7 protein-coding genes are annotated in these 11,320 nt (G+C 61.8%); 5 read left to right on the top strand and 2 right to left on the bottom strand.

The window, feature by feature from the left end:
• Window positions 1-197: 197 nt before the first annotated feature.
• A complete protein-coding gene (locus tag DV027_RS09300) occupies window positions 198-1,724 on the bottom strand; it encodes an MDR family MFS transporter (RefSeq protein ID WP_207303458.1) in 1,527 nt (508 codons plus the stop codon).
• Between the two features lie 204 nt (window positions 1,725-1,928).
• Window positions 1,929-2,840 (bottom strand): LysR family transcriptional regulator, encoded by a 912-nt coding sequence (locus DV027_RS09295; protein WP_130731533.1) that lies wholly within the window; start codon window positions 2,838-2,840, stop codon window positions 1,929-1,931.
• A gap of 147 nt (window positions 2,841-2,987) precedes the next feature.
• Between DV027_RS09295 and DV027_RS09290 the strand changes: the two genes are divergently transcribed.
• From DV027_RS09290 to DV027_RS09270, 5 genes are all read left to right on the top strand, one after another.
• Window positions 2,988-3,599 carry an FMN-dependent NADH-azoreductase gene (locus tag DV027_RS09290; RefSeq protein ID WP_130731532.1) on the top strand — a complete coding sequence of 204 codons (612 nt, stop codon included), beginning with the start codon at window positions 2,988-2,990 and terminating at the stop codon, window positions 3,597-3,599.
• A 31-nt stretch (window positions 3,600-3,630) separates the two neighbouring features.
• Window positions 3,631-4,254, top strand: a complete 624-nt coding sequence (locus DV027_RS09285) for a YceI family protein (protein ID WP_130731531.1) — start codon at window positions 3,631-3,633, stop codon at window positions 4,252-4,254.
• Between the two features lie 1,094 nt (window positions 4,255-5,348).
• A complete protein-coding gene (locus DV027_RS09280) occupies window positions 5,349-8,540 on the top strand; it encodes an efflux RND transporter permease subunit (protein WP_130731530.1) in 3,192 nt (1,063 codons plus the stop codon).
• Window positions 8,540-9,727 carry an efflux RND transporter periplasmic adaptor subunit gene (locus tag DV027_RS09275; RefSeq protein ID WP_130731529.1) on the top strand — a complete coding sequence of 396 codons (1,188 nt, stop codon included), beginning with the start codon at window positions 8,540-8,542 and terminating at the stop codon, window positions 9,725-9,727. The genes DV027_RS09280 and DV027_RS09275 overlap by 1 nt, the downstream gene beginning before the upstream one ends.
• Window positions 9,724-11,310, top strand: a complete 1,587-nt coding sequence (locus DV027_RS09270; RefSeq protein ID WP_130731528.1) for an efflux transporter outer membrane subunit — start codon at window positions 9,724-9,726, stop codon at window positions 11,308-11,310. The genes DV027_RS09275 and DV027_RS09270 overlap by 4 nt, the downstream gene beginning before the upstream one ends.
• Window positions 11,311-11,320: the final 10 nt, after the last annotated feature.

Genomic DNA, 11,320 nt, shown 5'->3' with positions numbered 1-11,320 from the left:
ACAGACAGATCATTCGCAGCCATGATCCATCTCACCGCCGCAATCATCAATTCACGTTAATTCCCAACAGGCCCCAATATATTTTTTTTTAGGGAAAATGGCTTGCATACCCCCTGGGTCATGCCGATTCACGATATTCCAGGGCGATTTGCCCTGTCAGATTCGAGTCATTCGGGCAAAGGGGGCAGGCCCCTGCCCTATTCGTTATCCGTCTTATGGCGTAAGGCGGCCTGACGCACCATCAACCCGACAACCAGCAGGAACGCCAGGAACATGAAGCTGCTGCTTACGCTCAGGCTGGCGCTGATCGCACCTTTATAGGCCTGCGTTACATCTCCATGCGTGGCGGGAGAAAGCGTCCGGATCGCGGCCATGCCTTTTTGCAGGAATGCGGGCACGTCGATCCTTTCTGGCAGTGCCCGAAGCCGGTTCTGTAGGCCCAGCGCCATCACGCCGCCCGAAAGGGCCACGCCAAGCGAGCCCCCGAGCGAGCGGATGAAGGACATCATGGCCGTGGCAATGCCGAGTGAACCCGTGGGCACGGCATTCTGGATCATGACGGTTGCATTGGGCATGCCAATTCCCATGCCCACACCAAGACACCCCAGGCTGAGCAGGAAGAACAGCGCAGGCGCGCCGTGATGGGCACAGATTGCGATCAGGGTCAGTGCCATGAATTCGATACCAACGCCGATGGAGAGCAGGAGCGTGTAGCGTTGCGTCCTGGACGAAACATATCCGCCCAGCACCGAACTGACCATCATCGTGCCCACCTGTGGCAGCATCATCAGGCCAGATGTCGCTGGCGTCTTGCCAAGAACAAGCTGATAATACAGCGGCAGGAAGATCATCGACCCCATCATGGCGAACGACATTATCCCGGTTGCGGCAACGCATACGGAAAAAGTCGGGATACGCAGCAGGTCCAGGCTGATGAGCGGCTCCGGCGCACGCCGCTCCTGCCGGATGAACAGCCCGAACAGGAGCGTTGTGGCCCCGAGAAGGAGAAAGGTGAGCGGCGATGTCCATGCCAGGGTGGTACCCAGCGCATTGAACAGCAGCAGGAAGCCAGCCGTGGCAATGCTCAGAAGGGCCGCGCCGGGATAGTCGATGCCTGGCCTTGCCTCGGTCCGGCCAACAGGCAGGCTCAGCATGATCAGCCCGAGCGCGAGGAGCCCGATCGGCAGGTTGACAAGAAAAACCCATCGCCAGGACAGCGCACTCGTCAGCACCCCGCCCAGAAATGGCCCCGCGACACTGCTGACCGCAAATGCCCCGGTAAACAGCCCCTGATAGCGACCCCGCTGCCGGGGGGACACCATGTCGCCAATCACCGTCTGTGATAGCGTCATCAGGCCCCCTGCCCCCACGCCCTGAAGACCGCGGAAGAAGATCAGCTGCCACATGCCCTGCGCGATTCCGCATAGCAGCGAGGCTGCGAGAAACGAGCCGATGCTGAACGCCAGCAAGGGCCGCCTGCCGAACATGTCGGACAGCTTGCCATACATTGGCGTGGCGATTGTGGAGGTCAGCATGAACGCCGTCACGACCCAGGACATATGCGCAAGACCACCAAGGTCGCTGACAATCGTGGGCAGTGCGGTCGAGACGATGCTCTGGTCGAGCGCACCCATGACCATGGTCAGGATCAGGCCGATGAAAACAAGCCGTCGGGTCGATGGGCTATAGGCAGATGCCGTCTCTGCCACGGAAGATGACTGCACGAAAAAATCCTGTGATGACAAAAAATGGGCCGTATGTCGTTCATGACGAACGCCTGCGCTCCCGGTTGCTTCGGTTATCATGGCAAGGCAGGCTCAGGGCCAGCACACTTTACGGCATCCAGAAGATAACGGTAGCTGCGCGGCAGCGGGTCGGGATCGACCGACGGCAACAGGGGTGCCATATCGACCTTCTCGAAATCCGGGTCACTGGTCGGCAGTTTTGCCCGGGCAAAGCTTCAGCCTGTCGATCAGCCAGCGGCCCGCGCGCCCCGGCGGCTCGGCCGTGGGGTAGACGACCGTCATGGGCATATCCACGCCCCCCTGCGAGATGTTCTCGATGCGGAGTTCGACCAGTCGGCCACTGTCGATATCGGCCTGGACGGTGTGCGACGGCATCCCGCCCCAGCCCAGGCCACCCAGAAGAAAGTGATGCTTGGCATACAGATCCGCCAGTCGCCATGTCAGCGGGGACATGATGCCACGCTCCTTGCCGGCAGACAGTTCGGTCCGGTCGGTCAGCACGAGCTGGACGTGGCGGGCCAGCTCTTCCCGGGGAATGATGCCGTCAATCCGCGCCAGCGGATGGTCGCGGGATGCCACGACCATGAAATGGATGCCTCCCAGCGCTTCGCTGGACATGGAGGCGGGCAGATCAGGCAGGGGCCCCGCAATGCCGATGCTGGCCCGCCCATCAAGAAGCGGCTGGAACACGCCACCAAGAGCCTCGACATACAGCCGCAGGGGCGTGTGCGGAAAGGTCTCGCGGAACCCGGTCGCCACGGCCGTGATACGGTCCATCGGAAAGAACACATCCACCACGACCGACAGTTCGGGCTCCAGCCCCGATGACATGCCCTTCGCCCGCGCCTTCATGAAGTCCACATTCGCGACCACGCCACGCGCATCGGCCAGCAGCACCCGGCCTGCGGGGGTCAGTTGCGGGTACCGGCCTGCCCGGTCAAACAGCACGACCCCCATCTGCGCCTCGAGTGTCGCGATCATCTCGCTGACCGCTGATTGCGACCGGTGCAGCAGCCGGGCCGCCGCCGAGAAGCTGCCCTCATCGCTGGCGGCGATGAAGGTACGCAGTTGATCCAGTGATACGCCGTCCAGCACAGGGCTCTCCCGATCCATCGCTACAGCCGGTATTATATATCGGAATATAGCAACTTTATAGATGGATAAATCCATGGGACATGCTGAACCCTGTTCTCACTTCATAACAGAAAAGCCCTGTCCAATTCCCCTGTGGAGATGACCACCATGAAGATCCTGCATATCGATTCCAGCATTCTCGGCGCCCATTCGGTCAGCCGCCAGCTTTCGGCTGAAACTGTTGCGCAGCAGAAGGCAGCCCACCCGGGCGCCACTGTCACCTATCGGGATCTTGCCGCAAATCCCGTGCCCTATCTGACGGGCGAGCATATGGCTGCCTTCCAGGGCGCGCCGGTAACGGATGCCGCACTTGCCGATGACCTGGAGACCGGCAACGGGTATATCGATGACCTTCTGGCCGCCGACATCATCGTCATTGGCGCGCCGATGTACAATTTCTGCGTTCCCGCCCAGCTCAAATCCTGGATTGACCGCGTCGTCGTCGCCGGCAGGACGTTCCGGTACGGCGCGGCAGGCCCTGAAGGTCTGCTACCGGAAGGCAAAAAGGCGTTCATCATCTCGACACGTGGCGGGGTCTATACCGGGAACAGCCCGGCCGCTGCGCTGGATTGCCAGGAAAAATATCTTGGCGCCGTCCTCGCTTTCATTGGCCTGACGGATGTCACCTGGATACGCGCGGAAGGACTGTCACTGGGGCAGGACGCAAAAGACGCCGCCATCGTGCAGGCGCAGGACGAAATTGCCGGTCTTCCGGCCTGAATACCCTTTATATCCCAAAGGAACATGCCGCATGAACAAACGTCATTTCGTCACCTCCGCCCTTATGGCGGCAGTCGTATCCGGTGTGGTTTCACAGGCTTCTGCCCAGCAGGTTGCCAGCACCGATCCATCGGCGGTGAAGGCTGGCACCTACAAGGTCGAGCCCTATCACACGCAGGTCGGCTTTACACTCTCGCATATGGGCTTCAGCAATTTCTCCGGTTTTTTCACGGGCGCATCCGGTTCGCTCACGATTGACCCTGCCCATCTTTCAGCCACCAGCCTTGATGTCACCATTCCGGTGCAGTCAGTCGACACCACGGTGCCGAAGCTGGATGGCGAGTTGAAAAGCGCGCAATGGTTCGATGCCGGCCAGTTTCCCAACGCGACGTTCAGGTCGACCCGGGTTGTCCGGACCGGTGCGAATACCGCCAACATTACCGGCAACCTGACCCTGCATGGCGTGACAAAGCCGATAACACTCAAGGCCCGTCTGATCGGCAGCGGCACCAACCCGCTCGACAAGATGTTTACCGTAGGCTTTGAAGCAACGGGCACGATTGTCCGCAGCCAGTTTGGTGTCAAACAGTACGTGCCGCTCGTGGGAGACGACGTGACGCTGACGATCGCCGGCGCATTCGAGCTTCAGCAGTAAACAGGAGCCAGCGCCAAGCTGTGCTGAACGACAGCCGCACCTGACGATCATCGGCCTCCTGGCGGGTCATGGCGGAAGTGGTGCGGCTGTCATGACCGGACCTGCCGGGCCGTGACCGGTTCGACATTGCCGGGCACAAATACTTACAACGCCGTGCAACCTGAAGCTGCGCGGCATTTCCAGGCCGGTGACGCCCTCGTTTACGCCCGACGTCGAGGCCGCCGAAGCCCATGGCCATGCACCAGCCCCGTGGCGACGGGAGCCTGCCGGTAACTTTCTTCATTTACATGGCACACAATACCGTCCTTGCGGGCAAGGCGGCCTGCCGTAGTACGCGGCATCCACTTGAAAAACGTGCCTGATCACACCGCAATTCCCCCTTTACACGCGCCTGCAAGCGACTGGCAGCATGGACCGCCACGCCCCCCGGAAAAAACAGGGGCACGAGGCCGGTCAGCCCGGACAAACAGCGACTGATCGTTGACGGGACGGAGTTTGGGCAGCTTTCTTTGGCGGCCCGCGTGTCGCAGCGGGGATGCATCGCCCTGATCTGTGCCGTAATGGCGATGATGGCGCAGGATTGTCCGTGCATGGCGTGGGCAGGCTTTGCAGGCAGGCATATGGCGAAAGCATGCCCCTTCGCGCCGATACAGTAACAGTTGCACGATAAAATTAATTTTATTGCAAATAATAATATAAACAACCTTTCATTAAATATTTAAAATAAATAAGATCCTGAATTGTAATGAAAATTATTTTAAATCTTATCTGTTCATACTTTGTAAAAAAACGCTGTATCTGTCGTTCAGGCACAGCCCGCGGATTCATGCGGGCCCGTCCATCACCCATTCTGCTGGAGTGTTTCTGTCATGCCCCCTGTGCTGCCTGAATATTCCTGACCTGCGCCTGCGCGCCGGAGCGATCCGGCCAGGCATGTTGCGCCATCATATCGTGCAGACATCCGCAATCAGGGCTGCATGAAGCCATCATGCGCTCTTTCCAGGCGCATATGGCAGTCAAGAATGCCGTAAACGCAATAAAACCGCATGCGTACACTCATGCGGTTCTTTGTAATACAGGGAATTGTCCATCCCATGAATGCCATCGTAGTCACTGCACTACGTCGGCCCTATACCTTTGTGGTGCTTTCGATCCTGATCGTGGTCTTTGGCATCATGTCGGTATGGCGTACGCCGACGGATGTGTTTCCAAATATCCGCATTCCGGTCGTGTCCGTCGTCTGGACCTATGGTGGCATGCTGCCTGAGGAATTCGCGGGCCGGATCATCTATAATTACGAGCTGATGGTGACCTCGACTGTCGAGGGCATCGAACATATGGAAAGCAGTTCGTATTACGGGCGCGGAATCGTCAACATATACTTCCAGCCCGGCACCGATATCGGCAAGGCGGAAGCCGAAGTCACCGCCATTTCACAGACGGTGATCAAGCAGCTGCCCGAGAACATTCCATCCCCCATGGTCATGAGCCTCGATGCCTCTTCCGTGCCGGTGCTGACCCTTCAGGTCACGTCGGATAAACAGACCCCATCCGACCTGTTCAAGCTGGCCATGATCCGCGTGCGGCCGCTGCTGGTGACCGTGCCGGGTGCGGTGGTGCCGCAGGCCTATGGCGGCATGGACAGTTTTGTCATGGTGGCGCTGAACCAGCAGCAGCTCCAGGCGCATCACCTCTCGGCCATGGATGTGCAGAACGCCCTGCGCGGGCAGAATATCGTGCTGCCCGCGGGTGACCAGAAAATCGCGGCCACCGACTGGATGGTGCAGACCAACGCCACCCCGCGCTCGATGAAGGAACTGGGCGATATCCCGGTCAAGCGCGTGGGCAATGCCGTGATCTACGTGCATGACGTGGCCGAGGTCTATCGCGGCGGCCACCCGCAGACCAACCTTGTGCTGGTGAAAGGCAAGCAGGGTGTCGAGATCGTGGTCATGAAAAGTGGCGACGCCTCGACGCTGGATGTGGTCGCGGGCGCCAAGGCGCTGCTGCCGCGCATCCAGAAACTGCTGCCGCCCGATGTCAAAGTGAGCATTCTGGGCGATGCCTCGGTATTCGTTAAGGATTCCATTTTCGATGTGGTGCGCGAGATGCTCACCGCAGCCTTCCTGACCGGCATGGTGGTGCTGCTGTTCCTTGGGTCATGGCGGCCCACGGTCATCATCGCCACCTCCATCCCGCTGGCCATTCTGTGCGCCATCATCGGGCTGCACTGGGCGGGGCAGACCATCAATGTCATGACGCTGGGCGGGCTTGCGCTGGCGGTGGGCATTCTGGTCGATGACGCCACGGTGATGATCGAGAACATCGACGCGCATCTTGAAATGGGCAAGACGCTGGAACCCGCCATCATCGATGCCGCCAACCAGATCGTCATCCCCACCTTTGTGGCCACCACCTGCATCTGCATTGTCTGGCTGCCGCTGTTTGGCCTGAGCGGGGTTGCGGGCTGGCTGTTCATGCCCATGGCGGAGGCCATCATCTTCGCCATGATCGCGTCGTTCATCCTCTCGCGCACGCTGGTGCCGACCATGGCCAAATACCTGCTGGCAGGCCACAGCGTGGCGGGGCATGGGGATTCGCACCACTGCCAGCCGCAGGTTCACAACCTGCAATACCCCAAGCGCCTGCCCGAGCGCTTCCAGCAGGCGTTCGAGCGGGGGTTCAATACCTTTCGTGAGCGGTATGGCGCCCTGCTCGGGCGCGCCATCGCGCGGCGGGGGCGGTTCGTGGCGATCTTCCTTGGCGTATCGGTCGGCTCGCTGGGGCTGTACCTGATCGCGGGACGCGACTTCTTCCCCGAGACGAAATCCGGCACGCTGCAGATGCACATGCGTGCCCCCCTTGGCACCCGCATCGAGGTGGCGGGCCGCGAGGCCTCGCTGGTGGAGGACCGGGTCAACGCACTGTTCCCCGGCAAGGTGGAAAGCATGATCGAAAACTGTGGCCTGCCTGAAGGCGCGCATAACCAGGCTTTCATCCCCACCCCCACCATCGGCACGCAGGACTGTGACATCACCATAGCACTCAAGGACGAGGAAACCCCGGTCTGGGATGACCGCGCCATCCTGCGCCGTGACCTCTCGGCGCGTTTTCCCGGCACGGTGTTCACTTTCCAGCCTGCCGACCTTACGGCAAAGATCCTGAATTTCGGCTCACCCGCGCCCATTGACGTGCAGATTTCCGGCCCCGACCTGCGTGACAATTACGACTACGCCCGCCTGCTCGTAAACCGCCTGCGCGCAGTCCCCGGTGCCGCCGATGTCGTGATCCAGCAGACCATGAAGACACCGACCCTGTTCGTGCAGGGCAACCGCACCTTCGGCCAGGCCACCGGCATGACGGAGGCCGACCTTGCCAATAACGAACTCATGACCCTTTCGGGCAGCCAGACGGTGGACCCGCAATACTGGCTCGACCCAAGCACGGGCATCACCTTCCCGCTCAACGTGTATGTGTCACAGGACCAGCTGACGCATTTCAACAACCTCATGACCATCCCGGTCGACAAGGGCGATGGCGACCCGCAGGGGCGGCACATGCAGTTGCTCGGTGGCATCAGCGATGTCAGCGCCACCGGCACGCCGGGGCAGGTCTCGCACTTCAATTCCATGCCTGAGGTTGACATCTATGTCTCCGCCGAGGGGGCGGATCTGGGTCAGGTCACAACCGGCGTGCAGCACGTGCTGGACCAGACGCGCGACAGGGTGCCCTCCACCGCCGCCGTGGTGGTGCGCGGCCAGACCGAGACCATGCGCCATGCCTATATCGAGCTTGTGTTCGGGCTGGTGGTGTCGGTGCTGCTGATCTACCTGCTCATCGTGGTCAACTTCCAGTCCTGGCTGGACCCGTTCATCATCATCTCGGCCCTGCCCGCAGCCCTTGCGGGCATCGCCTGGGCGCTGTTCCTGACCCATACGCGCCTGTCGGTGCCAGCATTGACGGGGGCCATCATGTGCATGGGTACGGCCACGGCCAACTCCATCCTTGTCGTCTCGTTCGCACGCGAGCGGATCGAGGAACATGGCGATGCGCTGCGCGCAGCGCTCGAGGCGGGCTATGGCCGCATCCGCCCCGTGCTGATGACGGCGCTGGCCATGGTGATCGGCATGGTGCCAATGGCCATGAGCAATTCGCAGAACGCGCCATTGGGCCGGGCCGTGATTGGCGGCCTGCTGGTGGCCACCGTGTCCACGCTCCTGTTCGTGCCCTGTGTTTACGCAATCCTGCATAACCGCGCCCCCCGCAACCGCGAGGAACTGAACTGATGTCCACCCGGGAATCCCGTAAGATGCTGATGCTGGCCGGCGCCACGATCCTTGTGGGCTGGTGCGGTTACCTGCTGGTCGGGCGCATCCACCATGCCACCGCCCTGCGCCATGATGCGGCGGTTGCTTCCGTGCCTGATGTGATGGTCATCTCGCCCCATAAGGAGGCCCGCCATGTCAGCCTCGACCTGCCCGGCACGGTCGAGGCGTGGTACCAGGCCCCCATTTACCCGCAGGCCTCGGGCTACGTGCATATGTGGTACAAGGACTACGGCGCCCGCGTGGCGGCGGGCGACGTGCTGGCCGAGATCAATACCCCCGGCCTCGATGCCCAGTTTGCCCAGGCGCAGGCGGACCTCCAGTCCTCACAGGCCAAATACGACCTTGCGGTGGTCACGGCCCAGCGCTGGCGGCTGATGGGCAAATCGCAGGCGGTATCGGGCCAGTCGGTCTCGGTACAGGACGCCAACGAGAAATCGGCCTCGGCTGATCTGGAAGCCGCGCGCCACAACCTTGACCGCTATGCCGCCCTCGAGCGCTTCAAGGTCATTGTCGCCCCCTTTGATGGCGTGGTGACGGAACGCGACATCAACGTGGGTGACTACGTGCATGAAGGCGGCGGCAACCTCAACGCCACGGGGGCGGCCAGCGAACTGTTCAGCGTGGCCGATACGCACCAGATGCGGCTGTTCGTCTCGATACCGGAGAACATGTCCTACATTCTCCAGCCCGGCCTGCAGGCCACCGTGCGGGTGCCGCAGTTCCCCGACCGCACGTTCGAGGCGAAGTTCCTGACCGTATCGGGCGGCTACGACCCCGATACCCGCACCAGCGTGAGCGAATTCGTGATCGACAATTCCGACCACGCCCTGTGGCCCGGCACCTTTGCCGCCGTAACCCTGAGCGCGCCCGAACAGGCCGCCCACCAGAGCATTCCCACCGGCGCGCTGGTATTTCAGGAGCACGGCATGCAGGTGGCCGTGGTGGATGGACAGGGCCGCGCGCATTTCCATGACATAACGGTAGGCCGCATGGGCGATGGAGCGACGCAGGTGCTCTCGGGCATAAACCCCGATGACCGGATCATCGACAACCCGCCCGCCGACCTGCTGGAAGGCGAGCGCGTGCATGTGGTCCAGCCCGCTGCCGGATACAGCAACGACACCGATGAAAAGGACGATGAATGATGGCCCCCACCATTCGCCGCCCCACATTCATGGGGGCTGCCTGCGCCGTATCGCTGCTGTCACTGGCGGGGTGCGACCTTGCGCCCGCCTATCACGCGCCGCATTACGTCATTCCCGCCACATGGCAGGGCCAGGCCCCGTTTGGCGTGGCCCGCCCGATGGATGACACCATTCCCACGCAATGGTGGCAGAGTTTTGCCGACCCCGAACTTGATACGCTGGAAGAGACGACCATGGCCCATAACGGCGACCTGCAGGCCGCCAGCGAGCGCTTTTTGCAGGCACGCGCCATTGTAAGCGAGGCGCGGGCCGACCTGCTGCCGCATTTTGGCGTGGCCTTTGGCGGCAGCAACAACAAAAGCTCGGCCGAGCGGCTGTTCCGCTACAAGGGGCCGATTACGGATTCCGATGAGTTCTATGGCGGCATGGCCTCGTGGGAGCCGGATTTCTGGTCCTCCATCCGCAACCGCGTGCGCCTGCAGAAGGATTATGCCCAGGAACAGGCCGCGCAATACGCCGCCGCACGGCTGAGCCTGCAGGCCGAACTGGCCAGCGATTACTTCACCCTGCGCGGGCTGGATGCACAGGCGGCGATCTATACGCAGTCGATCCGCTATTATGAGGAATCCCTGCGCGTGACCCAGACCCGGCTGGCAGACCAGGCCGCTTCCCGGCTGGATGTGGCGCGCGCGCAGAACCAGCTTTACACCACGCAGGCCCGCCTGCTCGACATTCAGGCCCAGCGCGAGGTGATGGAACATGCGGTGGCGGTTCTGGTCAATGTCGCCCCCTCATCCTTCCATCTCGCGCCGGAGGCCCACCTCAACGCCACCCGCTTCGCGCTGTCCGCCCCCCTGCCCTCGGACCTGCTGCAGCGCAGGCCCGACATTGCCATGAGCGAGCGCCAGATGGCGCAGGCCAACCGGGCCATCGGCATTGCGCGCGCCGCGTTCTATCCACACGTATCCTTCCAGATGAACGGCGGGTTTGATGATAACGGCTTCAACCTCGCCAACCTGGCCAACAGCATGTGGTCATATGGCGCCACCGTGACCATGCCGGTGTTTGAAGGCGGACTGCGGCGCGCGCAGTTGCAGCAGAGCTGGTCCGCCTACCGTGAAACGCGCGACCATTACCGCGTGACCATTCTCAACGCCTTTCGCGATGTGGAGGATGGCCTGTCGCGCACCAACCGGCTTGATGGCGAAAACGGCCGCCTGCGTGCCGCCGTGGGGGCTGCCAGCCAGACGCAGGACATCACCATGAACCTGTATAAGGGCGGCCTTGCCACCTATCTCGACGTGCTGATCGCGCAGGTCAGCACGCTTGATGCCCGCATACAGCAGGCCGAAATCCAGACCCGTTACCTGCAGGCGCAGGTTGGTCTGATCCGGGCCTGCGGCGGGGGATGGAACGCCGCAAGCCTGCCCGCGCCAGACAAGCTCTTCTCGGTGGACCCGCTACAGTATTCCGGCCTGCATAACGCACGCCCCGCAGGAGATGTGCCGCCGCCCCACAGCCACGGCCCCGACCCGGATGACAACCTGACCGGGCCAGTCCTCTCGCCACATACCAGCCCATGAAAACAGGGCA

Origin of the sequence: Komagataeibacter xylinus (genome assembly GCF_004302915.1) — a bacterium.
Classification (GTDB): domain Bacteria; phylum Pseudomonadota; class Alphaproteobacteria; order Acetobacterales; family Acetobacteraceae; genus Komagataeibacter; species Komagataeibacter xylinus_C.
The sequence above is the reverse complement of the archived record's forward strand: the minus strand, read 5'-3'. Positions and strand labels throughout refer to the sequence as shown.

Bases quoted from the DNA above. Each gene is read 5' to 3' on its own strand.
- DV027_RS09275 (WP_130731529.1), top strand. From the start codon at position 8,540: ATGTCCACCCGGGAATCCCGTAAGATGCTGATGCTGGCCGGCGCCACG.
- DV027_RS09285 (WP_130731531.1), top strand. From the start codon at position 3,631: ATGAACAAACGTCATTTCGTCACCTCCGCCCTTATGGCGGCAGTCGTA.
- DV027_RS09290 (WP_130731532.1), top strand. From the start codon at position 2,988: ATGAAGATCCTGCATATCGATTCCAGCATTCTCGGCGCCCATTCGGTC.
- DV027_RS09270 (WP_130731528.1), top strand. From the start codon at position 9,724: ATGATGGCCCCCACCATTCGCCGCCCCACATTCATGGGGGCTGCCTGC.
- DV027_RS09280 (WP_130731530.1), top strand. From the start codon at position 5,349: ATGAATGCCATCGTAGTCACTGCACTACGTCGGCCCTATACCTTTGTG.